Origin of the sequence: Streptomyces sp. NBC_00846 (genome assembly GCF_045207325.1) — a bacterium.
Classification (GTDB): domain Bacteria; phylum Actinomycetota; class Actinomycetes; order Streptomycetales; family Streptomycetaceae; genus Streptomyces.
The window spans coordinates 4,154,545-4,179,447 of record NZ_CP108846.1 but is presented as its reverse complement, the minus strand read 5'-3'; the positions used below and the strand labels follow the sequence as shown (position 1 = coordinate 4,179,447).

19 protein-coding genes and 1 tRNA gene are annotated in these 24,903 nt (G+C 71.5%); 5 read left to right on the top strand and 15 right to left on the bottom strand.

The window, feature by feature from the left end; translation table 11 throughout:
* Positions 1-18: 18 nt before the first annotated feature.
* The 5 genes from OG936_RS19320 to eccD form a co-directional block, all read right to left on the bottom strand.
* Positions 19-441 (bottom strand): hypothetical protein, encoded by a 423-nt coding sequence (locus OG936_RS19320; RefSeq protein ID WP_406496216.1) that lies wholly within the window; start codon positions 439-441, stop codon positions 19-21.
* A 2-nt stretch (positions 442-443) separates the two neighbouring features.
* Positions 444-728, bottom strand: coding sequence for a WXG100 family type VII secretion target (locus OG936_RS19315; RefSeq protein ID WP_406496215.1), 285 nt, complete (start codon positions 726-728; stop codon positions 444-446).
* 69 nt (positions 729-797) lie between these two features.
* Positions 798-1,145, bottom strand: a complete 348-nt coding sequence (locus OG936_RS19310; protein ID WP_406496213.1) for a hypothetical protein — start codon at positions 1,143-1,145, stop codon at positions 798-800.
* Positions 1,146-1,254: 109 nt separating this feature from the next.
* Complete coding sequence (gene eccB, locus OG936_RS19305) at positions 1,255-2,760, bottom strand: type VII secretion protein EccB (RefSeq protein WP_406496212.1); 1,506 nt, start codon at positions 2,758-2,760, stop codon at positions 1,255-1,257.
* Positions 2,761-2,924: 164 nt separating this feature from the next.
* Complete coding sequence (gene eccD, locus OG936_RS19300; protein ID WP_406496210.1) at positions 2,925-4,313, bottom strand: type VII secretion integral membrane protein EccD; 1,389 nt, start codon at positions 4,311-4,313, stop codon at positions 2,925-2,927.
* A 216-nt stretch (positions 4,314-4,529) separates the two neighbouring features.
* Here eccD and eccCa point away from each other — a divergent pair, with 216 nt between their 5' ends.
* A complete protein-coding gene (gene eccCa / locus OG936_RS19295; protein ID WP_406496209.1) occupies positions 4,530-8,570 on the top strand; it encodes a type VII secretion protein EccCa in 4,041 nt (1,346 codons plus the stop codon).
* 125 nt (positions 8,571-8,695) lie between these two features.
* Here eccCa and OG936_RS19290 read toward each other — a convergent pair whose 3' ends face one another.
* The 3 genes from OG936_RS19290 to OG936_RS19280 form a co-directional block, all read right to left on the bottom strand.
* The gene (locus tag OG936_RS19290) at positions 8,696-9,889 is read right to left on the bottom strand and encodes a S8 family serine peptidase (protein ID WP_406496207.1); all 1,194 of its coding nucleotides are present in this window, start codon (positions 9,887-9,889) and stop codon (positions 8,696-8,698) included.
* 46 nt (positions 9,890-9,935) lie between these two features.
* Positions 9,936-13,250, bottom strand: a complete 3,315-nt coding sequence (locus OG936_RS19285; RefSeq protein ID WP_406496205.1) for a right-handed parallel beta-helix repeat-containing protein — start codon at positions 13,248-13,250, stop codon at positions 9,936-9,938.
* Between the two features lie 639 nt (positions 13,251-13,889).
* Positions 13,890-13,962, bottom strand: a tRNA-Thr gene (locus tag OG936_RS19280).
* Between the two features lie 161 nt (positions 13,963-14,123).
* Here OG936_RS19280 and OG936_RS19275 point away from each other — a divergent pair.
* From OG936_RS19275 to OG936_RS19260, 4 genes are all read left to right on the top strand, one after another.
* On the top strand, positions 14,124-14,585 hold the full coding sequence (locus OG936_RS19275; RefSeq protein WP_406496203.1) for a helix-turn-helix domain-containing protein: 462 nt from the start codon (positions 14,124-14,126) through the stop codon (positions 14,583-14,585).
* A gap of 385 nt (positions 14,586-14,970) precedes the next feature.
* A complete protein-coding gene (locus OG936_RS19270) occupies positions 14,971-16,107 on the top strand; it encodes an ABC transporter ATP-binding protein (RefSeq protein ID WP_406496202.1) in 1,137 nt (378 codons plus the stop codon).
* A gap of 240 nt (positions 16,108-16,347) precedes the next feature.
* A complete protein-coding gene (locus OG936_RS19265) occupies positions 16,348-16,761 on the top strand; it encodes a hypothetical protein (RefSeq protein ID WP_406496200.1) in 414 nt (137 codons plus the stop codon).
* Positions 16,762-16,795: 34 nt separating this feature from the next.
* Positions 16,796-17,512 carry an NDP-sugar synthase gene (locus OG936_RS19260; protein WP_383759184.1) on the top strand — a complete coding sequence of 239 codons (717 nt, stop codon included), beginning with the start codon at positions 16,796-16,798 and terminating at the stop codon, positions 17,510-17,512.
* Between the two features lie 126 nt (positions 17,513-17,638).
* Here OG936_RS19260 and OG936_RS19255 read toward each other — a convergent pair whose 3' ends face one another.
* The 7 genes from OG936_RS19255 to OG936_RS19225 form a co-directional block, all read right to left on the bottom strand.
* Positions 17,639-19,324 (bottom strand): DoxX family membrane protein, encoded by a 1,686-nt coding sequence (locus tag OG936_RS19255; protein ID WP_406496198.1) that lies wholly within the window; start codon positions 19,322-19,324, stop codon positions 17,639-17,641.
* 115 nt (positions 19,325-19,439) lie between these two features.
* Positions 19,440-20,396, bottom strand: a complete 957-nt coding sequence (gene rlmB / locus OG936_RS19250) for a 23S rRNA (guanosine(2251)-2'-O)-methyltransferase RlmB (RefSeq protein WP_327258946.1) — start codon at positions 20,394-20,396, stop codon at positions 19,440-19,442.
* 84 nt (positions 20,397-20,480) lie between these two features.
* Entirely contained in the window at positions 20,481-21,884 is a 1,404-nt protein-coding gene (gene cysS, locus OG936_RS19245; protein WP_406496196.1) for a cysteine--tRNA ligase, read from the bottom strand.
* Between the two features lie 83 nt (positions 21,885-21,967).
* Entirely contained in the window at positions 21,968-22,372 is a 405-nt protein-coding gene (locus OG936_RS19240) for a PPOX class F420-dependent oxidoreductase (protein WP_406496195.1), read from the bottom strand.
* Positions 22,373-22,540: 168 nt separating this feature from the next.
* Positions 22,541-23,044 (bottom strand): 2-C-methyl-D-erythritol 2,4-cyclodiphosphate synthase, encoded by a 504-nt coding sequence (gene ispF / locus OG936_RS19235; RefSeq protein WP_266747625.1) that lies wholly within the window; start codon positions 23,042-23,044, stop codon positions 22,541-22,543.
* Complete coding sequence (ispD, locus tag OG936_RS19230; protein WP_406496193.1) at positions 23,034-23,780, bottom strand: 2-C-methyl-D-erythritol 4-phosphate cytidylyltransferase; 747 nt, start codon at positions 23,778-23,780, stop codon at positions 23,034-23,036. The genes ispF and ispD overlap by 11 nt, the downstream gene beginning before the upstream one ends.
* Before the next feature lie 333 nt (positions 23,781-24,113).
* Positions 24,114-24,596, bottom strand: a complete 483-nt coding sequence (locus tag OG936_RS19225; protein WP_006380568.1) for a CarD family transcriptional regulator — start codon at positions 24,594-24,596, stop codon at positions 24,114-24,116.
* Positions 24,597-24,903: the final 307 nt, after the last annotated feature.

Here is a 24,903-nt window from a genome sequence, read left to right as displayed (position 1 = left end):
CGGTGCGCTGTACCGGAGTTACGCGGGGGGGCTGTTCGTGGGAGCGCCGCCGAACCCCTTGATGGCGTTCGCCAGCTCCAGGTTCATCTCCGACGCCGTCAGTGCGGCGTCGTCCTCGCTGTTCTGGAGAATGGAGTCGACGGTCGCCATGTCGATCGAGAGGGTGTTGAAACCGTTCCCGAGGACGTCCACCTGCGCCTTGAGACTTGAGCAGAGTTGAGTGAACACCTTGTGCAGAGTTGCGTCGACGCCCAGGGCGCCCGAGCCTGCGAGGAGCCCCTTGTAGGCGCCCGTCTCGGTCGCGAATTCGGTCAGCGTCGTGTAGTCGGGGCCCTTCTGGAGCATGTCCCGGAGCGCCAAGACCCTCGTGCGGGCCTCACCCTTGAGCCAGCCCTCGGTGACCTTGAAGGTCCCCGTGTCGCCGCCGTCGTCCTTGGCCATGGTCAGAACATCCCAGCGCCGCGCTTGTCACCCGCGACCTGGCCGTCGACCATTTCCTTCAGGGCCTGCGAACCCATACCGAACTGGGCGTTCATCGTTTCTATGGCGGTGTTGGCCTGGTTCTGGAAGTCCTGGTACACGACCGCGGTCTGACCGGAGAAGGACGCCTTGAGGGCGCCGAGCTGACTGAGCAGTTCCTGGAGCGCGTTCACCATGTCCGTGTTGGCCCTGACCATGTCGTCGATGGCCGCGTTGGCGCGCGAGACTTCGAGTGTGACGTCCGCCATGTCCGGTCGTCCTTTCAGGAGATGCGGGAGGAGGGAAGAGGCAGTACTGGTAGGTGAGTTGCCGGTGGGTCAGCCGGAGAGGGCCTGGTAGTAGCCGCTGCCGCCGCCGTCCCACGCGCTCGCGTACTGGGAGGCGTCCATCTCACTGGTGTTGTGGATGACGTCGGCCGCCGACAGCGAGGCGTGCAGCGCGTCGACCTTGCCCTTGATGTCCGTGTACGCCTGCATCCACTGCTGGAGCTTGCTGCTGAAGATGCTGGAGGAGTTGGCGACGTACGCCATCCGCACGTCGTCGTGGATCGCCGACACCGTCGCGCCCGCACGGGCCATGGTGGCCACGTGGTTCTCCAGGGCCGTGCGGGCCTTGTCGACGTCTACTTGCTGCCGGTTGAACAGTCCAGGCGCGTTATCACTCATGGTCGGCCCCATTCGCATCAGGATTCGGACATGCGTCGTCACGATACTCATCAGAGGTGTTCAACTGACCCCGCAGGATCAAGATTTGATCTTCACTTGAGCATTGGCTTCAATTGTTGACGCATCGTTCATTGGATTGTTTCCCCGTGCGTGCAACTCTTTCGCTCCCGGTGCCTTCCGAGGCGGATTGGTCGGCCTGCACGATTCCGCCCCGAGCCAGCGCCTGCGGGTCGAGACTCGGCCCGGTCGGCAGCAGGTCGAGCAGCGGCGCGGGCAGCCGTACCGCCTCGTCCGCCGAGTAGCCGAGCTGCTTGAGAGCGTCGTCGTCGGGCACCGGGTAGGCGGCGCCCGCATCGGTGACCAGGTAGCGGCTGGCGCCGGTCCCGGCCGTGGAGTGGGCCGTCACCAGGGCGCCCGAGCCCGGCCGCACCCAGATCCGGTCGGCCGCCAGGCACCCGGCCCGTACGCCCGGTTCGGCGTCCGGCGTCCCGCCCGGCACCTGCGCGGCGGCGACCAGCGCCACCGTCGTGGTGTGCCCGGAGCCGCTGGAAGCGACCCGCGCGCACACGTCCTGACCTGCGGCGGCCGACACCGGGTGCGGTGCCTTGGCGGGCAGGTCGGCGGCGAGCGCCGCAGCCGCCGACGCCGGAACCTGATGGGCGGCCAGATCGGCGGCGCCCACCGTACGTTCGCTCACCACGCCCCCGCCGTACGCCTGCGCCTGGGTGCGCGGGTCGCCGAGCACCAGCCGGTGCAAGGTGTCGGTCAGCGGTACGAGCCCGTCCTTGCGCAGCAGGTAGTGCTGGCCGCCGTCGGCGGTGAACAGCTGGCCGGTCCGGCTCGCCGCCCCCGCCAGTTGCGGACCCGCCCCGCCGCGGCCCGGCACCTCGGGCGCCGCCAGGTCGGGCCCGGCCGCCAGCGAGGCGAGGAAGGCGTCGCCGACCGGGTACGGGGCCGTGGTCCCCGCCCAGCCGAGCGCCGCAGCCGCACCGTGCTTGGTGTCGACCGCGAACCGCCTTCCGTGCCAGAGGAGTTGGACCCCGCCGTGAGGTGACGACACCAGTACTCCTTCCTTCGCGCCCAGTTCGTCGCCGCCCGGTTCGGTGCCGATCACCACGGAGGTGACCGTGCTGGTGCCGCCGGTCCCGGTGTCCTTGCGGCCCGCGCACACCGACCAGGTACCCCGGTCGAGCGCGCCCTTCGGCAGCCCGTCGGGCGCGCCCACGATGCCGAGCGGCGTCCCGCGCGGGGTGTCCCCGAGGGAGGCGGCGGCGACCTGCTGGACGGAGAGCTTGTCCCCGGCCAGCAGCCGCGCCGACGCCTCATTCAGTACGGGGTGCAGCGTGCCGCCGACGTAGAGGTACCGGGCCCCCGAGTCCTTCACCACCACCAGCGCGCCGTCGGTGCGCCAGGAAGTCGCGCCACCGGGCGAGATCAGCCCGTACAGCGTCGTGACCACCGCGGCGAGGACGGCAACCAGCAGGCCCCACATGATGCCGCGCCAGGTACGGGCGGTCGGGGTGTCCGGCGCATCCGGCTCGGCGCGCTGCATGCCGGAGGAGAGCCGGCCCATGACGAACATGTGGGCCTGGACCTGGTCACGCCTGGACTGCATGGGATTTCCTCACTGCTTCCTCAGTGTGCTGACCGTGAGTGTGCTGAATGTGAGCGTGCTGACCGTGCTCGGTGCGCTCACGGGCTCACTGGATCACCGGGGAACCGGCCCCGGACCTGCCCTGTCGGGCTGCTGGGAACCGGGCGGCCGGTTCCCGGGGCCGGTCAGCCCCAGATGCCCCGCAGCATGCCGAACACCCCGGCCAGCAGCAGCGCGAGCGGCAGCAGTACGAGTGCGGTCAGGCTGTGCAGGAGGTCGGCCGCGCGGCCCCAGTACGGGACCAGCCTGCGGCCGGGCACGGTCCAGGCGGCGATCACCGTGACCGCTGCCGCGGCCGTCAGGAACCCGGTGACCTCCAGCCGGCCGGGCATGCCGGTCCCGGCCGCGTCCGTGCAGGCGGCGAGCACCAGGGCGTACGCCCCCGGCAGTGCCAGGGCCAGGCGCTGCAGGGCACCGCCGACGGTCCGGGTGTGCAGCAGCAGCAGTACGCCGAGCGCCACCGCGAGGACCGGCGCGGGCCAGCCGTCGGAGTCGGGCCCGGTGAGCAGCGCCGTCACACAGCCCGCGAGGACCAGTCCGAGTGCGGCGGAGCAACCGGTGGCGTACGCGTCGGCGGACCGAGCACGCACCCGTACCCGCTCGGCCTCGAAGGGCTCGATGCCCTCCTGGAGTTCGTCGGCGCTGGACGGCAGTGGTGGGAGCCGCAGCCCCGCCAGGCGGAAGGCGAGTCCCGGTACGAAACTCCCGGTGGCGACCGCGCCCACCGCGAGGTATCCGGCGGTGTGCGACAGCGGCACACCGCCCGCGCAGACCAGGCCGCCGACCGCCGCGAACAGGGCGACGGCGAAGGCGCCGAGGAACAGTGGAGCGAACGCGCCGACCGCGGCCAGCGCGAGGACCGCGGCCCCGGCTGCCGCCGCTCCGCCCGCCAGCAACCGGGGGCCGAACACGTCCTCACCGTGCCCGGCGGTGGGCAACAGCGCGCCGGCCAGGGCCAGATGCGGCACCGCCATCAGCCCGAGAGCGGCGCCTGCCCCCGCGTCCCCGACGGCGCGCGACGCGGCCGTCGCCCCGGCGAGCAGCAGTACGGCGAGCACGGCAGCCGCGCCCGCCCGCCAGCCGGTGGGGCCGGGCAGCGCGACGGTGAACAGGGCCGCGGCCAGCCCGGCCACGGCAAGGCCGATCAGTAGCCGTCTGCTCAGCGCGGGGTTCCAGGTGTCGGGGCGGGCCCGCAGCGTCTCCCCGATGCCGTCGACCAGATCGTCGAAGTCGACCTCGGGCAACGCCTCGTGACGGGCCCGCAAATACAGGGTCTCGCCGTCGCGCAACTCGAGCGACTGCGGGGTTCCCTCCTCGTCGAGCGGCGCGGCGCCCAGTCGCTGGAGGGTCCAGCCGCCGTGGGCGGCGCCCTGCTCATGCAGTTCACCGCCGGCGTACTCGACCAGGACGGGGATGAGATCGGCGAGCGGCACGTCGACCGGGACGCCCAACTCATAGGAATTTTCAGGCGCTCTTACAGCTATTCGGCACAATCCGACGGTGGTGTCGCTCACGGCGTTTCGATTCTCTCCCGTCCGTGGGTGCGGGTCGACCCGGGAACGGGGCGAACACTATCGTGAGTTCGAACCGATCATCGGATCAACCACCTGGCCAGCAATGGTGGGTGGCTGATGAAATTGCCCTGTGGCACAACGGACAACTGTTTCTTGTCCGCCCGTTGACCCGCGGGTAATTCACCTGTCTCCTTGGACCAGGAAGGCCCTGCCCTCTTGAGCACCGTCACGTTCCGGCGCCCGCCGCGCCGGCCGGGCCCGCAGCTGCCACAGGGCGAGCTGACCCTCCAGGAACCACCCGCACTGCCCGAGTCCCAGAGCGCCATGAGCGGCGTCATCACCTATCTGCCCATGGCGCTCAGCTCGCTCGGCATGGTGCTGATCTTCATCAGGCCCGGCGAGAGCAGCGGCGTCCTGATGTGGGTCGCCATCGGGATGATGCTGCTGTCCGCCGTCGGCATGCTGATCAGCCAGTTCATCCGCGCCGCCGGCGACCGCAAACGGCGGCTGCGCGGCGAACGGCGCGATTACCTGCGCTACCTCGCCACCAGCCGCCGCCGTATCCGCAAGGCCATCGACGAGCAGCGGCGCGCCGACGCCTGGCACCACCCCGAGCCCGGCTCGCTCGTCTCCCTGGCGCGCAGCGGACGGCTGTGGGAGCGCCGCACCACCCATGAGGACTTCGCCGAGGTCCGGGTCGCCACCGGTACCCGTCAGCTCGCACTCACCCTCACCCCCCTCTCCACCAAGCCCGTCGAGGACCTCGAACCGCTCTGCGCGCACGCGCTGCGCCGCTTCATCCGCGCGTACTCGACGGTGCCGGGGCAGCCGATCGCGGTCCGGCTGCGCTCCTTCGCCCGGGTCGTCCTGCTGTCCGGCAGCAAGGACGGGGAGGAGACCGGGACCGACGCGGTCGCGGCCGCCGAGCGGAACCTGGAGACGGCCCGCGGCGCCGCCCGCGCCGTGGTCGCCCAGCTCGCCGTCCTGCACGCGCCGGAGGATCTCGCCGTCGTGGTCGTCGCCGACGGCGGCGCGCTCCCCGGCTGGGAGTGGGTGAAGTGGCTGCCGCACGCCCAGCACCCGTCCGACACCGACGGTGCGGGCGCCGCCCGCCTCGTCGCCGAGGCCGTCTCCGAGCTGGAGCCACTGCTGGGCGAGGAGTTCGGCGGGCGTCCGCCGTTCGAGCCGGGCTCCGAGCCGAGCCGCGACGAGCCGTACACGGTCATCGTCCTGGACACCGCCGCGGTCCCCGCCGGGGCGCGCATCGCCGGGCCCGGCTACCGCAATGCCCTGGTCATCGACGTACGCGGGGCCCTCGACGCCGCCCCCGCACGCGGCACACTCCGCTTCCGGGTCACCCCCGACGACCTCTCGATGGTCACCACCGACCCGGACGGCAAGTCCTCCGAGACCTCCGTGGGCCGCCCCGAGACCCTCGGCCCGCACGCCGCCCGCGCCCTGGCCTCCGCCGTGGCCCCTTTCCGGCTGGGCGTCACCGCCCGCTCCGAGCAGCCGCTCCAGGAGGACATGGAGCTGACCGGTCTGCTCGGCATCCACGATCTGCACTCCGCCGACTTCACCAAGCTGCACGAACGGCGCACGCCCGGCGACCGGCTGCGGGTCCCCATCGGTCTCGCCGCCGACGGCAGCCAGGTGGCCCTGGACATCAAGGAGTCGGCGCAGGGCGGGATGGGCCCGCACGGCATGCTCATCGGCGCCACCGGATCGGGCAAGTCGGAGCTGCTGCGCACCCTGGTGCTCGGCCTCGCGCTCACCCACTCGTCCGAGACGCTCAACTTCGTACTCGTCGACTTCAAGGGCGGCGCGACCTTCCTCGGCCTCGACCGGCTGCCCCACACCTCCGCCGTCATCACCAACCTCGCCGACGAGACGGCGCTCGTGGAGCGCATGCGGGACGCCCTGCACGGTGAACTGATGCGCCGTCAGGAGCTGCTGCGCAGGGCGGGCAACTACGCCTCGGTGCTGGAGTACGAGAAGGCCCGCGAAGGCGGCGCCGACCTCGCACCGCTGCCCACCCTCTTCGTCGTCGTCGACGAGTTCAGTGAACTCCTCGCCTCCCACCGGGACTTCCTCGACCTGTTCGTCATGATCGGACGGCTCGGCCGGAGCCTCGGCATGCATCTGCTGCTCGCCTCGCAGCGGCTCGACGAAGGCCGTATCCACCAGCTGGAGTCCCATCTCTCCTACCGGGTGGGGCTGCGGACCTTCTCCGCGATGGAGAGCCGCGGTGTGCTCGGTGTCCCGGACGCGTACGAGCTGCCTCCGCAGCCGGGAAGCGGCCTGCTGAAGAACGACGTCGGCACGCTCACCCGGTTCAAGGCCGCCTTCGTCTCCGGTCCCTACCGAGTGGTCCGCCCCGCAGTACGCCAGGCGGTCGTCGCCGGGCAGGTCGTGCCGTTCCACGCGGGCTGGGTGCCGCCGCGGCAACTGCCGCAGACCGAGCCCGATGTGGCCACGCCGGAAGCCGGTCCGGCCGAGGAGGCCGCTGCCACCAGCCTGCTCACCATCGCCGTCGAGCGGCTGGAGAGCTCCGGCCCGCACGCCCACCAGGTGTGGCTGCCCCCGCTCACCGAGCCGCCCACGCTCGACCTGCTGCTGCCTCCACCCGGCTCGGCGACGCCACGCCGCCCGCTCACCGTGCCGGTCGGCATCGTGGACCGGCCGTTCGACCAGCGGCGCGACGAGCTGACCGCCGACCTGTCCGGGGCGGGCGGCCACGTCGGTATCGCGGGCGGACCGCAGAGCGGCAAGAGCACCCTCGTCCGTACGCTCGTCACCGCCATCGCCCGCACCCACACCCCGCGCGAGGTGCAGTTCTACTGCCTGGACCTGGGCGGCGGCGCGCTCGCCGCGCTCTGTGGCCTCCCGCACGTCGGCGGCGTCACCGGACGCCTCGACCCGGACCGGCTGCTCCGTACCGTTGCCGAGATCACCGCGCTGATCGCCCGCCGCGAGCGGCAGTTCGCCGACCACGGCCTGGGATCCATGGCCGACTTCCGGCGCAAGCGCGCGGCCGGTGAGTTCGCCGACGACCCGTACGGCGACGTCTTCCTCGTCGTGGACGGCTGGAACACGATCCGCCAGGACTTCATGGACCTGGTGCCCACCTTCACCCTCATCGCGTCCCGCGGGCTCAACTTCGGCGTCCACCTGATCATCGCCGCAACCCGCTGGGGCGAGGTCGGCAGCGCCCTGCGCGACCAGCTCGGCACTCGCTTCGAACTGCGGCTCGGCGACCCGGTCGACTCCGCGATCAACATGCGGGCGGCGGCGACCGTACCGAAGATCCCCGGCCGGGGGCTCACCGACGAGCGGCTGCACTTCCTGGCCGCACTGCCCCGTATCGACGGAGACTCCTCGATCGACACCCTCTCGGACGGCGTGGACGCGCTGGTCCGCGAGACGGCCGCCGAGTGGGACGGGCCCAAGGCCCCGCCCGTACGGATGCTGCCGCTCACCCTGCCCGCGTCCGAACTGCCCGAACCGGACGGCGACCTGCGCGTCCCGATCGGCCTGCGGGACGTCCAACTGGACACCTTCCACCACGACTTCGAGGAGAACCCGCACCTGGTCGTGGTCGGCGACGCCGAGTCGGGCAAGACCAACCTGCTGGCCATGGTCTGCGAAGCCGTCACCCGGCGCTACGGGCCCAGCGAGGCCCGCGTCATGGTCACCGACTACCGTCGCCGCCTGGCCGGAGCCGTACCGGAGCCCTACCGCCTCGGGTACGCGGTCGGCCCGGCCCAGCTCCAGGAGATGGTCAGCGGCTCCGCCCGCGCCATGGCCGACCGGGTGCCGGGGCCGGAGATCTCACCGGAGCGGCTGAAGCGGCGCGACTGGTGGAAGGGGCCGCGGCTGTTCGTGGTCGTGGACGACTACGAGCTGATCGGCAGCGGCGGTCCCGACCCGTTCGCCCCGCTGCTTCCGTATCTCGCGCAGGGCACCGAGGTGGGTCTGCACGTGATCGTGGCCCGCAGCGCCAACGGCGCGTCCCGCTCGATGATGTCGGACCAGCTGCTGCGCCGGCTCGTCGAGGCCAACACCCCGGTCCTGCAACTGTCCTGCCCGCCCACCGAGGGCCAGATCATCGCCGGTACGAAGCCCCGTCTGCTCCCGCCCGGACGCGGTCTGTACATCACGCGCCGCAACACGGTGCAGGTGCAGACGGCGCTGCGCGGTGAAGAGGCAGAGGAGGCAGAGAAGGCGGAGGAGACAGTGGAGACGGAAGCGGAGTAAGCCCTCCGGGACCGCAGGGCCCGGGATCCTGTGGTCCTGGCCCGGTGGTCCCGGCTCTGTGGTCCTGGGGGGTCCCACGCTCCGCGGCTCCGGGGCCCCGTCGTTCCGGAGTCCCGAGCCCCGGGTCAGGCCCCGGGGCGCCAGCCCCGACGGCGGGCGCGCGGGAGCACCACCGCGAAGAAGGCCGTCAGCGCGACGATGCCCGCCGCGCCTCCGGCCACCGCGACGGCGCCCGCATGGGCGCTGTCCCCGGTACTTGCCGCGAGCTGCGGGGCAGGACCGGGCCGCGCGGGGCGGGGTGCCGACGTGGGCAGCACGGCCGTCACCGCACCCGCCGGATCGACCGTCCCGGCACCCGTCAGCGCACGGCTCCCGGCACCCGGGTACGCCGTCGACGTCAGCCGGTCCGTGAGCTGCTGGACGGTCAGGCCGGGACGGTATCCGTCCACCAGCGCGGCCGTACCCGCCACGAACCCGGTCGCCAGATCGGCCCCGCTACCGCTGAAGTGCCCGGTGCCGCCGGGCCCGATGCTCATGACACTGGTGCCCGGCGCGGCGATGTCGGGGGCCGTCGCGGGCGCGGCCTTCTGGTCGGGGCCGCCCCCGGGAGCGAGCCCGGCGACAGCCAGCACACCGGGCAGCGCCGCCGGATAGGCGGCCGGGGCCGCCTCCCCCGGCGAGGTGGGACTCCCGTACGCCGGGGCCACCACGAGCACATCGTGGCTCACCGCGTCCCGTACGGCCGAGGTGAGCGAAGCACTGCCGCGGTCCAGCGCGAGGGGCACGTCCACCACCCGAGCCCCGCCGGCCACCGCGGCCCGGATCCCGGCCGCCACCCGGTCGGCGGTCACCGACCCGTCCTTGGCGGTCACCCGGACCGCCAGGATCAGTGCGTCGGGCGCGACCCCCGCGAAGCCGACTCCGGGCTTCTGCCCGGCCGCGATGATCCCCGCCACGAAGGTCCCGTGTCCGGTGCAGTCCTTCCCGGCGGTCCCGCCCGAGGCGACATCGGGCCCGGCCTTCACCCGCCCGGCGAGCGCAGGTGTCCGCGCGGCATCGACCCCGGTGTCGACCACGGCGACGGTGACACCCGCGCCCCGGGACAACGGCCAGGCCCGGGACGGCGCGATGAACCGCTGCGGCCACGGAGTGAGGTCGGAGTGCTTCGTGGACGGCTTGACACAACTGCCGTCGTCGGGCGGAGCGGCACTGACGGCGGGGAGGCTGGGACCGTCCGCGGCCTCGGCGGGGCCGGCTGCCGAGACGCTCACGAGGAGGGCGAGGGCGGCGGCCGGGAGCAGTGCGGTGCGGGGCTGCATGGCCATGATCCTATGACCTGTTGGGCCGCCGCCCCAGCCCCGTACCTCACCCGCCGGACAGGCCCGAAGGGACCACCAGGTCCTCGGACAGCAGCATCCGCAGTTCCTGCGGCCCGGCCTCCGGCATCCTGCTCAGCCGCCCGGCCTGCCGGGTCATCATCGACTCCAGCACCCGCCGTGCGAACCGCGCGTTGCCGAAGTTCTCGTCGCGCGGAACCTCTTCGAAGTACCGGGCGAGCAACTCCACCGTCTCCGGTGCGCAGTCGTACCCGTCGCGTTCGCACTGCCGCCGGACGATCTCCACCAGATGTTCCGCCGAGTACGAGCCGAACGTCACCCGGCGCGAGAACCGCGAGCCCAGCCCGGGGTTCGACGCGAGGAATCGGTCCATCTCCCGTTCGTAGCCCGCCACCACCACCGCCGTGTCGTCCCGGTGGTCCTCCATCAGCTTCACCAGGGTGTCGACGGCCTCCTGCCCGAAGTCCGCGCCCGAACCGCCCGCCGGCGTCAGCGCGTACGCCTCGTCGATGAACAGCACCCCGCCCCGCGCCCGCGCGAAGACCTCCTGGGTGAGCTGCGCCGTGTGCCCGACGTAACGGCCCACCAGGTCTGCCCGTGCCACCTCCACCAGCTGCCCACGGGGCAACACCCCCATGGCGCCCAGCAGTTCGCCGTACAGTCGGGCCACCGAGGTTTTGCCGGTGCCGGGCGGGCCCGCGAAGACCAGGTGGTGGCCGACCGACGGCGCGGGCAGTCCGGCCGCCCGGCGCCTGCGGGCCGTCGCCAGCAGGTTGACCAGGTCCTGCACCTGCGACTTGGCTTCCTCCAGGCCGACCAGCGCGCCCAGTTCGGTCATGATCGCGTCGAGCCGGGTGGTGTCCGTGGGCTCGCTCTCACCCGCGCCGATGGCTGCCGCCGCCTGCTCGCCGACGTCCGAGGGGAGCAGCGTCGTCAGATCGTCCTCGGAGACCTCCGGCATCTCGGCGAGCCGCAGCGCCTGCCGGTCGATCAGCTCCTCGAAGACCTTCCGGGCGGCGCGCGCGTTGCCGAACGACGCGTCCTTGTGCATCCGCCCGAAGTGCACGGCCAGCGCCCGCTCGGTGTCCTCGCCCAGCGTGTAGCGGTTCTGCTCGCACTGCTTGCGCACGATGGTGATCAGCTCGGGGACCGTGTAGTTCTCGAACTCGACGGTACGGTTGAAACGCGAGGCCAGCCCGGGGTTGGACGCCAGGAAGGTGTGCATCTCGGACGAGTAGCCCGCCGCGATCACGACGACGTCGTCCCGGTGGTCCTCCATCAGCTTCACCAGTGTGTCGACCGCCTCCCGCCCGAAGTCGGCACCGGACGACCCGCCGCCCTGGGTGAGCGCGTACGCCTCGTCGATGAACAGCACCCCGCCCATGGCCTGTTCGAAGACCTCGGTGGTCTTCATGGCGGTGCCGCCGACCACCTTCGCGACCAGATCGGCGCGGGCCACCTCCACCAGATGTCCGGAGCGCAGCACACCCAGGGCGGCGAGGATGCTCCCGTACAGCCGCGCGACGCTGGTCTTGCCGGTGCCGGGCGGGCCCGCGAACACCAGGTGGCGGGCGGTGGCCGGGACCGGGAGGCCCGCGTCACGGCGGCGCCGGGCCAGCCGGTTGAGATTGACCAGGGTGGCGACCTGCTCCTTGACGGCACGCAGCCCGACCAGTTCGTCCAGCCGGGCGAGCGGCCCGCGCGGGTCGCCGGGGGCGCCGTCCGGGGCGTCGGCGTCGCCCGTGATGTCGGGCTCGCCGTTCTCCTCGCTGGTCAGCCGGTCGAGCACCAGCTCGCCCTCGGTGGGTGTACGGCGCACGCCCGCGCCCTTGTTGCCGGTGATGGTGCACCCCGCGGCGCGCACCCGCAGCCGGCTCACGGTCCGCAGCCCGTCCCCGCCGCCCGCGGTCAGGACGCATTCGGTCAGCTCGGCCGTCGCCTCCGCCCCGACGCTCGCACCGTGCCGTCCGGCAGCCCGCACCCGGACCCGTACTGCCGTCAACTCGGCCTCGGGGCCGTCCACTTCCAGCCCGTTGCCGCCCGGTCCTTCGACCTCGCAGTCGACCAGCATGAGGACGCCGCCCGCCAGGACCGACATCCCGGCCCGCGCGGCGGACCGTACGGCCGTACCCTGCAGAGCCGGTCGGGCGCCGTCGACCCGGACCCCGCAGCCGCCCGCCGCGGTCACCGCGGACGCCTCGATCCTCCCGCGCGCCCCGCCGCGCAGCTCGATGCCGTGCCCGCCGGTGTCCGTCACCTCGACCCGCCGCAGCACCGGGTCGGCGCCCTCCGCGACGACGATGCCGTGCCCCGCGACGGCGGTCACGGTGACCCGGTCGAGGCGGGCGGTGCAGCCGCCGGTGAGGAGGACGCCGTCCGCCGCGCCATCGACGATCTCCGTACGGAGCACGGTCGTCGACGATCCGTCCTGCACGAGCAGCCCGGCCGAACGGGCCCCGCTGATCCGCGCATCGGCGACCGTGCCCCGGGAACGCCCGGTGACGGCGATGCCGTGGCCGCCCGGACGGTCGATCCGGATCCGGTTCAGCTCGGGGTCGGTCGCGCCGGAGAGGGTGACGCCGTGGGTCGTGGAGCCGGTGGCCGCGCAGTCGGTCAGTACCGTCTGCGCGGCCGTCGATATGTGGAAGCCGATCACACAGTCCTCGACCCGTACATCGGTGAACCGCGTCGTGGCGTTCCCCTCCACGGCGACCCCGGGCTTCACGGTCCGCTCCACCGTGACGTCCGTGAAGCTGCCGCGCGCCCGCCCGTTGGCGAGTACGCCGTTGCCCCCGGCGTCCCGCACGGTGCAGCCGCGCACCTCGGTGGACGCGTCCTCGCCGAGCACGATCCCCGAACTGCCCAGCCGCTGCAGGACGCAGTGCTCGACGACGCTGGTCCGCGACGACAGGTCCACGATTCCGGCGCCCGCCGGATTGCTGACGGTGGTGTCGCGGATGGCGAGCGAACCCTCGTCGCGCGAGAGCAGCGCGGCCCAGGAGTTGCCGTACACCTCGCAGTCCTCCAGGGCGGCCTGACCGCGCGGCACGTCCACCACCGGTTCGTCCTCGTCCCCGCCTCCGCCCGCCACCAGCCGCAGCCCGGAGAGCTTGACGGCCTCCGCGAGCACCTGCACCGCGCTGCCGCTGCGCGGTGCGATCTCGACGGCGGAACCCGGCTCGTGGGCGACGACCGTGACCAGCTTCGTCACCACGAGGTTCTCCTCGTACCGCCCGGCCCTGACGCTGATCACCGAGCCCCCGCGCGCCGCGGTCAGCGCCTCGCCGATGGTGCGGTGGTCGCCCGACCCTGCCGGGTCAACGACGATCAGATGGCGCGCCACAGCGGCTCCCTCGTGCTCGGTAATCCGGTGGGCCGACGGCCGACCGACCGGACCCCATCATGCCAAGGGATCTCCGGCCGGTGGGGCGCCGGACCTGCACCGCCTGCCCACCGTCAACCACCCTGCTGACGGCTCGGACCGCTGACCGAGGGAGCGCCATGGCAACCGCCCGGGAGATGCCCGACATTCTCTCGCCGGAGTTCGCGGAGACGGACCCGGACACACCACGCACCGAAGGCCTACCGGCCGTGCCGGGAGCCGGGGCGGGGGCCGTGCCGGGAGCCGGCGGCGCCTTCGGGGCACGCCTCGGCACGACGGGGCCCGTACCGGGCGAGCAGCCCAACGCCACGGCAGGCTCCGGCCGGTCCGCCCCGGCCCAGCCGAAAAAGTCCGAGATCCCGCCCACGACCACCACCACGGCACCCGCCACCCCGACCACCCCCGCCCTCCAAGAAGAGCAAGCAGGCCCCCCACCCGTGTACCGCCTCTCCCCAGCGTCTCCACACGCATGGGGAGGGATGTCGCACCCATGAAGTCCCAAGAGCGCAGAGCAGCACCGCGAGAGCAACCGGAGGGGCGAGCGCCTCGACCAGAGGCAAAAAAAATCCCAGGCCAGCAAGGCGCTGACCTGGGATTTTGAGCCGCCTGTCGGAATCGAACCGACGACCTGGAGCTTACAAGGCAACCGCTCTGCCAACTGAGCTAAGGCGGCACCGCGCACGCCAAAGCCGCGCGCGCAGGTGCCCTCACTCTACACAGCGGCTCACGCTCCGATCCACGAAGTTCCGCTGACACCGTGACCATCCGAGCACCCGTGCGTTAAGAGGACTGACGCACTGTTCCGCATATCGGACAGTCGGGTTGGGGGAAGCCATGACAAACGCTGCGGAAGAGCCGATACGAGTAACGGGCGACGAGGCCAAGCGCATCAAGCGCGAGGCCCTCGGCATTGCCGACCGTAAGAAGCACCACGGTCGGGCGTCGACCGCGATGAAGAGCCGGGCCAAGGAGCCCGGCACGCAGCAGCGGGTGTATCGCTACCGCTTCTATCCGACTCCGTCGCAGGCCGAGCAGTTGGGGAAGACCTTCGGGGCCTGTCGCTGGGTCTACAACGAGGGTCTGGCGCTGCGGGCGGGCGCCTGGGAGCGGCATCGGGTGTCGGTCGGGTTCGCGGAGTCGTGTCGGGCGTTGACGGGCCGGCGGCAGGCGCCGGAGACATCGTGGTTGCGAGACGTGTCGTCGACGGTGTTGCAGCAGTCGTTGCGGCATTTGGACGGGGCCTTCACGCGCTGGTGGCTTCGGCGTTGCCACCAGGGCGGGTGCCGCTGCCGTTGATCAAGGCGTCGGAGCTGGCAGAGGTACTGCTGGCTGCGTGAGAGGTGGTTCGGACCGACGGGCCGTCGGCCGTCATGCCTGTGGAGCCCATGTAAGACCGGTCGGGCGCGCCTCTCAGGGGTGTGTCGGGGCGGCGGTGGGCGTTGAAGCAGGAAGTGCCACGTGTGGGCATCGGGCCAAAATCCGGTGCTCTGCCCAGGGCGCAGGGTCAAAAGTGCGGTGCTCTGCCAGTTCACCGATACGGATAGGAGATTTCGCGTCCCTCGAACTACTGACAGATTTCACATGGCCAGGTAGCGTCGCTGAAGGTTCACCCAAGTGGACCAGACCACTCCCTTACTCGGATCGTCCGGCACGTTCCTGCCGGTGGAGGAGAAGATTCAGCATGGCCAGTGTCACGTTCGACAAGGCGTCCCGCGTCTACCCCGGCTCCACCAAGCCGGCCGTGGACCAGCTCGAGATCGACATCGCGGACGGTGAGTTCCTCGTCCTCGTCGGTCCTTCCGGTTGCGGCAAGTCGACCTCCCTGCGCATGCTCGCGGGTCTTGAGGACGTCAACGGCGGCGCGATCCGCATCGGTGACCGCGACGTCACGCACCTGCCCCCGAAGGACCGGGACATCGCCATGGTGTTCCAGAACTACGCGCTCTACCCGCACATGACCGTCGCGGACAACATGGGCTTCGCGCTCAAGATCGCCGGCGTGAACAAGACGGAGATCCGGGCGAAGGTCGAAGAGGCCGCCAAGATGCTGGACCTCACCGAGTACCTGGACCGCAAGCCGAAGGCGCTCTCCGGTGGCCAGCGTCAGCGTGTCGCGATGGGCCGTGCCATCGTGCGTGAGCCGCAGGTCTTCCTCATGGACGAGCCGCTGTCGAACCTCGACGCCAAGCTGCGTGTCTCCACCCGTACGCAGATCGCCTCGCTCCAGCGCCGTCTGGGCATCACGACCGTGTACGTCACGCACGACCAGGTCGAGGCCCTGACCATGGGTGACCGTGTCGCGGTCCTCAAGGACGGTCTGCTCCAGCAGGTCGACTCGCCGCGCAACATGTACGACAAGCCGGCGAACCTCTTCGTGGCCGGCTTCATCGGCTCCCCGGCCATGAACCTGATCGAGGTCCCGATCGCCGACGGTGGCGTGAAGTTCGGCAACAGCGTCGTCCCGGTCTCCCGCGAGGCGCTCTCCGCCGCCGCGGAAAAGGGCGACACGACCGTCACGGTCGGCATCCGCCCCGAGCACTTCGACATCGTCGAGCACGGCGGCGCCGCCGCGAAGTCCCTCTCGAAGGACAGCGCCGACGCCCCGGCCGGTCTGGCCGTCTCGGTCAACGTCGTCGAGGAGCTCGGCGCCGACGGCTTCGTCTACGGCTCCGCGCGGGTCGGCAGCGAGGACAAGGACCTGGTCGTCCGCGTCGGCGGCCGCGCCGTTCCGGAGAAGGGCACCAAGCTGCACGTCGTGCCGCGTCCGGACGAGCTGCACGTCTTCTCCACCTCGACGGGCGAGCGTCTCACCGACTGACGTCCCACACCCCGCGTGCACACGCATCGCGCATCGCAGCGGCCCCGCACGTTCTTCGTGCGGGGCCGTTCGCGCGTGGCACGGCGTGTCCGGGTTTGAATCCGCACGGCGCCGGATTCCCCGGCACACCGGGCATTTCATCGCGGTCCGTCAACACGCGATTCGAAAAGCACTCTCGAACCATCCCCCGCAAGGGTGACGGAATGTCGCCATATCATCACTGCCCGCTACGCTCGCTGCGTGACCCACACCGCTCGCCGCATCGGCCGATCCCTCGCTTTCGTACTGCCCGTCGTGATGGTCCTCTCCGGGACCCTCGCCGTCACCAGCGTGCCGTGGGCAGCGCACAACTCCGAGTCCCGGGTCCTGACCGCGTCGGCTCAGGACGTATCGGAGCGCGCCAAGGCACGCACCCCGCAGGACGTCCTGCGGGACCGGCTGCTGCTGGAGCTCCGGGCGAAGGACCCGGGTGTCGCGCTGACGAACCTGCAGCGTTCCGTCGAGGCCCGTCCCTCGCTCGCCCGGCACTGCATGTCGATCGCGAGGGCGCTGGGCCGTGCGGCGGTCGAGCAGTACGGTCCGACGCGCGCCCACCGGTTCTCGCGTCCCGTCTGCGACACGTCGTTCGCCTCGGGCGTCGCACAGTTCAGCTGACCGGCCGGGCCGGGCACGGCATATCGTGCCTGGTATGCATACGTATCCGACGCAGGCCGTGGTCCTGGCAGGTGGCCAGGGATCACGGCTGCGCCCGTACACCGACGACCGCCCCAAGCCGATGGTCGAGATCCCGGGCACCGGGACTCCGATCATCGGCCATCAGCTTTCCTGGCTGGCCGCCGAGGGCGTGACCGACGCCGTGGTGTCGTGCGGTCATCTGGCCGAGGTGCTGCAGGAGTGGCTGGCCTCGGCGGTGCTCCCGCTGCGCGTGACGACCGTCGTGGAGTCCGAGCCCCTGGGCCGCGGTGGCGGGCTGAAGTACGCCGCCGCCCGGCTGCCCGATCCGGGCGAGCCCTGGTACGCCACCAACGGCGACATCTGGACGCGCTTCTCGCTGCGCGAGATGGCCGCGTTCCACGCCGAGCGGGATGCCACCGCCACCCTGGCCCTGGCCCGTCCCCGGATCCCGTGGGGTGCCGTGGAGACGGACGCGTTCGGGCACATCACCGACTTCATCGAGTCGCCGCCGTCCCCGTATCTGATCAACGCCGGTGTGTACGTCTTCTCGCCGACGTTCACGACGCTGCTGCCGGACCGGGGCGACCACGAGCGGACGACGTTCCCGCGACTGGCCCGCGAGCGCAGGCTGGCCGGGTACCCGTTGCCGCACGGGGCGTACTGGCGGGCGATCGACACGGCGAAGGACCTGACCGAGGCCGCCAAGGAGCTCGCCGGGCAGGAGAAGTAGCAGTCGGGCAGTTGCAGTAGCGAGAGCCCCGGCAGACGCACGCGACGAAGGGGCGGTCACCGGATACGTGTCCGGTGACCGCCCCTTCGTCGTGTGCCGACCCGGCGGCTCAGCCGAGCAGGCGGCTCAGCCGAGCAGGCCGCCGATGGGGTTCTGCCCGCCGCCGGAGGAACCGCCGGAGGTCCCGCCGGAGGAACCGCCGGAGGAGCCGCCGCCGTTGTCCGGACCGCCGCCGCCCGTGGAGCCGCCGCCGGTGCCGGTGGAGCCGGAGGAGCTGGGGCCGGAGCTGCTGGAGGACGGGGGCTGCTGCGGAGTCGTGTGCTGCGGGGGCTGCTGGACGGTGCCCTGGGTCTGGCTGGGCTGTCCCGCGCCGGCCCCCGCCTGGCCCGACTCGCGGACGGAGCCCGCGGCGGGCGTGACCTCCTTGGCGGAGGGGGAGCCGGCGGCACCGCTGCGGGAGGGCGCGGGACGCTGCCCGGCGGGCGCGTGGGAGGCCCGGTCGCTGCGGGACTCCTGCGGGAGCGGGGAACCAGGCAGTTGGTTGGTCGGGTTGCCGTTCGGGCCGGGCACGGTGACGACCTCGGAGGAGCGGACCGCGCCACCGAGCATGGAGCCCACGAGCAGGGTGAGGCCGACGACGACGGTGGCGACGACGGCGCCCCGCCGGAGCACCCGGCGGCGCAGGTCCCAGATCGCCGAGCGCGGGCCGAGCCTGCGCCATGCCTCACCGGCGAGACGTCCGTCGACGGAGTAGACGGGGGCGCCCGCGATGATCAGCGGGCTCCAGGCGGCGAGGTAGATGATGTCCGGCGCGTCGTAGGCGGCGACGGTGCGCCAGCTGACGGTGACCAGCAGGGCGGCGGAGAGGAGGGTGCCGAAGGAGGCGGCGACCCGCTGCCAGAGGCCGAGGACGGTGAGGACGCCGACGACGACCTGGAGGAAGGCGACGGTCAGCCCGGCGCCGACGGGGTGCGAGAGCGCGAAGTCGCGCAGCGGCTCGGCCAGTGCCCAGGGGTGCAGCGAGGTCAGCCACTTGACCATCGAGCCGCGCTCGCCGCCGTCGAAGTAGACGGGGTCGCACAGCTTGCCCATGCCGGCGTAGATCGAGATGAAGCCGAGGAAGACCCGCAGGGGCAGCAGCACGACGCCGAGGTTCATCCGGCGGTCGGGGTAGTACGCGTGCCGCACGGAGTCGTTGCCGTGGCGCGGGCCCCGGGCCTCGGCGCCGCCGTCGTAGTCGTCCTCGTCGTCCCGGTCGTAGGCGCCCCGGCCGTACGGTCCGGTGTCGACGGGGTCGTAGGCGCCGACCGCCCGGCGCATGGGCGGCAGCAGGGGGCCGTTGCCGCGGCGGCCCGGCCGGCGGGGCGCGGTGATGACGGGGTTGGGCCGGGTCTCTTCGAGGCGCTCGATGACCTGGGTGCCGCCCGTGCCGAACCCGCCGTCGAACTCGTGTCCCGTGTGGGCGGGTTGGGGCGCATAGGGGCCGTAGGAGTCGTACGCGGTGGCCGGGCGGCCCGCGGTGGAGTTCCGTACGGCCTGCAGGAGTCCCGTGGCGCCGGGGTCGCCGGGGGCGGACCTGCCGCTCCACACGACGGGCGAGCGCCTGCCGCGCGCCGCTCCGGTGCCGCCGCTCATGGCGGGGATCCGGGGCACACCGGAGGCCGGACCGCGCAGCCGCGCGCGCTGGCCGGGGGCGAGCCGCACCCGGAAGCTGGCGTGGTTGACGATGACCTGCGCGGGGTCGCAGTCCACCTTGGTCATGCTCAGGGCGGGTTGTTCGTCGAACCGAGGCGTTCTGGTGTCCACACTCATCTAACCGTGTGATGTGTGTTTAGGACACTGCCTTGACGGGCCCGAAGTGTCCGAGGCCCGTCAATGGCCTCCGGCAGGGGGCGCCCCGGTCGGCCGCCCCCCGTCCGGGTGTACGTCAGGCCCGGCGCCGGGCGACCTCGTAGAGGACGATCCCGGCCGCGACACCCGCGTTCAGCGACTCCGCGCCGCCCGGCATCGAGATGCGGACCCGGTAGTCGCAGGTCTCGCCGACGAGGCGGCCGAGGCCCTTGCCCTCGCTGCCGATGACGATGACGACGGGACCGGCGAGTGCCTCCAGGTCCTCGACGGTGTGCTCGCCGTCCGCGGCGAGGCCGACGACGGTGATGCCGGCCTTCTGGTAGCCCTCCAGGGCGCGGGTCAGATTCGTCACCCGGGAGACCGGCGTGCGGGCGGCCGTGCCCGCGGAGGACTTCCAGGCGCCCGCCGTCATTCCGGCCGCGCGCCGCTCCGGCACGACCACGCCGTGGCCGCCGAACGCGGAGACGGAGCGTACGATCGCGCCCAGGTTGCGCGGGTCGGTGACGCCGTCGAGGGCGACGATCAGGGGGTCCTCTCCCTTGTCGTACGCGGCGGCGGTGAGGTCCTCCGGGTGCGCGTACTCGTACGGCGGGACCTGAAGGACGAGGCCCTGGTGGTTCAGGCCGTTCGTCATCCGGTCCAGCTCGGGGCGCGGGGCCTCCATCAGGTTGATGTTGCCGCGCTCACCGGCGAGCTGCAGCGCCTCGCGGACCCGCTCGTCGTTGTCGATGTACTGCTGGACGTACAGGGTCGTCGCCGGGACACCGTCGCGCAGGGCCTCGTAGACCGGGTTGCGGCCGACGACCATCTCGGACGTGCCCTTGGCGCCGCCACGCCGGGGGGCGGGGCGGCGGGCCGCGGCCTGCTTGGCCTGGGCGTTGGCGACGCGGTTCTTCTTGTGTCCCTTGCGGGCGGAGGCGGGCGGCGTCGGGCCCTTGCCTTCGAGGCCACGGCGTCGCTGCCCACCGCTGCCGACCTGCGCGCCCTTCTTGTTGGACGTGCGGCGGTTCCTGCGCTGGCTGTTCCCGGCCATGACCTACCTGTTTCGTTGCTTCTCAGACGTGTGTACGTATAAGTGAAGTGTGCCGCCCGGATCGCCGGGCGGCACATGGGGGGACTACTGGCGCGGGCCGAGTGTCCACCGTGGTCCGGCCGGGCTGTCCTCGATGACGAGCCCGGACTGGTTGAGCTGGTCGCGGATGGCGTCGGCGGCGGGCCAGTCCTTGCGTTCGCGGGCCGACTGCCGCTGGTCCAGAACGAGGCGTACGAGCGTGTCGACGACGCCGTGCAGATCGTCGCCGCGGTCGCTCTCGCCCGCCCAGTGCTCGTCGAGCGGGTCGAGGCCGAGGACGCCGAGCATCGCACGGACCTCCGCGAGCCGGGCGACGGCGGCTTCCTTGTCGTCGGCGGCAAGCGCGGAGTTGCCCTGGCGGACCGTGGTGTGGACGATCGCGAGCGCCTGCGGGACGCCCAGGTCGTCGTCCATCGCCTCGGCGAACGCGGGCGGCACCTCGGTGGCGGGCTCGACCGTCTCGCCCGCCTTCTCGGTGACGCGCTGCACGAAGCCCTCGATCCGCGCGAACGCGGACTCGGCCTCGCGCAGGGCCTCCTCGCTGTACTCGATCATCGACCGGTAGTGCGGGGTGCCGAGGTAGTAGCGCAGCACGACCGGACGCCAGTGCTTGACCATCTCGCCGACCAGCACGGAGTTGCCGAGCGACTTCGACATCTTCTCGCCGGACATGGTGACCCAGCCGTTGTGCACCCAGTACTTGGCGAACTCGTCGCCGTACGCCTTGGCCTGGGCGATCTCGTTCTCGTGGTGCGGGAAGATCAGGTCGATGCCGCCGCCGTGGATGTCGAAGGCGGTGCCGAGGTACTTGTGGGCCATGGCGGAGCACTCCAGGTGCCAGCCGGGCCGGCCGCGGCCCCACGGGGTCTCCCAGCTGGGCTCGCCGGGCTTGGTCGCCTTCCACATCGCGAAGTCGCGCTGATCGCGCTTGCCGGTCTCGCCCTCACCGGACGGCTGGCGCAGATCGTCCAGGTCCTGGTTGGAGAGCTCCAGGTAGCCGGGGAAGGAGCGCACGTCGAAGTAGACGTTGCCGTCGGCGGCGTAGGCGTGACCGCGTTCGATCAGGCCGCGCATCATCTCGATCATCTCGGGGATATGGCCGGTCGCGCGCGGTTCGTAGGTGACCGGGAGGCAGCCGAGTGCGTCGTATCCGGCGTTGAACGCGCGCTCGTTCTCGTACCCGATGGCCCACCACGGGCGGCCCTGCTCGGCCGACTTCGCGATGATCTTGTCGTCGATGTCGGTGACGTTCCGGACGAACGTGACGTCGTAGCCGCGGTACTCGAACCAGCGGCGCATGATGTCGAAGTTCAGCCCGGACCGGATGTGCCCGATGTGCGGGGCGGCCTGGACGGTAGCGCCACAGAGGTAGATCGAGACACAGCCCGCTGTGAGCGGGACGAAATCACGGATCTGCCGGGCGCTGGTGTCGTACAGGCGAATAGTCACGTCTCAAGGGTAGTGGGCGCGCACCAGTGCCCCGCGACCCCTTGGGGATCGCGGGGAAAAGTTCGGGGACGCCGAGCACCTTCCTAGATGCGTCCGACGACCTTGCGGGGCGTGATGCGGACGACGACGCGCTCGTCGTCGTCACCGGCCGTGGGATTGAATTCCGCGTACTTCTTGCCGGTGTACTTCACGGACAGCTCGTCGATGAGCGCCTGGCCGCCCTCGGTGGTGAGCGTGGCGGTGCCGCGGATCTCGGCGTACGTGTACGGGGCGTCGAAGGGCTGCACGACGACGGAGACGCGCGGGTCGCGGCTCAGGTTCTGCTCCTTACGGCGGCCGACCGTCGTCGAGATGAGCAGGTCGTCGCCGTCCCGCTTCACCCATACCGGGGAGACCTGCGGGGAGCCGTCGGGCTGGATGGTGGCGACGGTGACGAAGACGGGCGTGTCGAGAAGCGCCTTGAGTTCTGCGGAGAGTGCGGCGGTCATGGCGTACGTCCTCCAGTTGGCATCGGTGGTGCTCCTACCCGTACCCCAACCCCGCGTCGCGGCTTCCGCTTCCCGTTCCTGCCCCCCGTCACGTTCTTCGCGGTCCGCGGCAGCGCGGGGCGACGGCGTCGGGGCGTGGGCACGGCAGCGGCAGCGGCAGCGCGGCGGTCAGCCGGTGCGGTAGACCAGTGCGGTCGCGATCCCGGCGAGGCCCTCGGCCCGTCCGGTGAAGCCGAGGCCGTCGGAGGTGGCGGCGGAGAGCGAGACGGGCGCGCCCACGGCGGCCGACAGCACCCGCTGCGCCTCGTCGCGCCGCTTGCCGATCTTCGGCCGTACGCCGACCACCTGCACGGCGACATTGCCGATCTCGAAGCCCTCGGCCCGCACGATCCGCGCCGCCTCGGTCAGCAGGGTGACCCCGGCGGCACCGGACCACTCGGGCCGCCCGGTGCCGAAGTGCTGCCCGAGGTCGCCGAGCCCGGCGGCGGAGAAGAGCGCGTTGCACGCGGCGTGCGCGACGACATCGGCGTCGGAGTGCCCGGCCAGACCGGGGCCCTCGCCCTCCCACAGCAGCCCCGCGCACCACAGTTCGCGGCCCTCTTCGAAGGCGTGGATGTCCGTGCCGATCCCGACGAGCGGGATCACGGGCCCGGTCCGTTCCTCAGAAGCCATCGTTCGCCCTCCTGCGTGCGAGTACCGCCTCGGCCAGCACCAGATCCAGCGGCCGGGTCACCTTGAACGCCTCTTCGTGCCCGGGTACGACCACGACCGGCGCCCCGAGCCGCTCCACCATGCCCGCGTCGTCCGTGGCGCCCTCGCCGCCGACCGCGACGGTCTCGTGCGCGCGCACCAGCGTGTCGCGGTCGAAGCCCTGCGGGGTCTGTACGGCGCGCAGCCTTGCCCGCACGGGCGTGCCGAGCACCGGCTCCGGCTCCCCCGGCGCCCCCGGCTCGACCTCCTTGACGGTGTCGGCAAGCGGCAGCGCGGGCACGACGGCGGGCATGCCGTCCCGTACCGCCTCGATCACCGCGTCCACGGTGTCGACGGGGACCAGCGGGCGCGCCGCGTCGTGGACGAGGACGGTGGTGATGCCCTCGGGCAGGGCGTCGAGGCCGAGCCGCACCGACTCCTGACGGGTCTCACCACCGGGCACCACGAGATAGTCGGTGCGCTCGGGCAGGGCGTGCTCGTCGAGCAGGTTCTTGACCTCGGGGGCGCCGTCCGGCGGCGCCACGACGACGACCAGGGAGACGGCACGGGACGCGGCCATGGCCCGTACCGCATGGATGAGCATGGGCGTCCCGCCCAGCGCACGGAGCGCCTTGGGGGCGCCCGGGCCGAGCCGCACGCCGCGGCCGGCCGCGGGGATCACGGCGGCTGTGCGGTACGGACGCGATTGATCAGACATCGGTTGCACTCCGAAGCTTCGGCATGTTTGTTTCCACGGCCGACATGGGTATGGCCACAAGCGAGCCGGGCGCCACGCCTTGACTCGACCGGGCCCTTTCCGTGACACCCGGTCGACGACGGACACGCCGCACCGGCCGCTCGGGGTCGGCTGCGCAAGATCGCGAGCAACGTATCCGGGGGATTACCGATGAAGCCAACGCATCGGTGAGTCGGGGCGAAATCCGGCCATACCGTGGCCGAATCCAAACATGCCGCAGCGCCCGACGACATCCCGTGAATACGGTTGTCAGCGGGCACCGCGGCACATTATTTAGGGTCGGCGTGAGCCGGTTCAGGACGCGAGTACCTCGTCGAGCAGAGCCTCGGCCTTGTCCTCGTTCGTGTTCTCCGCGAGAGCGAGCTCGCTCACCAGAATCTGCCGAGCCTTGGCGAGCATCCGCTTCTCACCTGCGGAGAGTCCGCGCTCGCGCTCACGACGCCACAGGTCGCGAACCACTTCGGCGACCTTGATGACATCGCCGGAGGCGAGCTTCTCCAGATTTGCCTTGTAGCGCCGGGACCAGTTCGTCGGCTCTTCGGCATACGGTGCGCGCAGCACTTCGAAGACCCGGTCCAGCCCCTCCTGCCCGACCACATCGCGTACACCCACGAACTCCGCATTGTCCGCCGGCACACGAACCGTCAAGTCGCCCTGGGCGACCTTGAGCACCAAGTAGGTCTTGTCCACGCCTTTGATCTGGCGAGTTTCGATAGCCTCGATCAGCGCGGCCCCGTGATGGGGATAGACCACGGTGTCGCCAACCTTGAACGTCATGTGACAGGTACCCCTTCCGTGGCTATCAAGAGTAACACGAGAACAGCTTCTCCTGAATGGCGTTTTCGCAGGTCAGGGCATATCTCGGGGCTTGACAACAGCAACACGTACGTGCTGCGGAAGGCTCACGGGGGACGGTATTCGCAGGTCGGAGCGGCTGTACGGGCGAGGCGAAACACGCACGTCACACACACCGGAACCCCGCCCCGAAGTGGTTGAACGTCCCGTTTTGCCTGGTTCAGGATGATGAACTTTACGTACTCCGTTCGGAGATCGATCACCCGCTCGGACACATGTGTGGTTGATC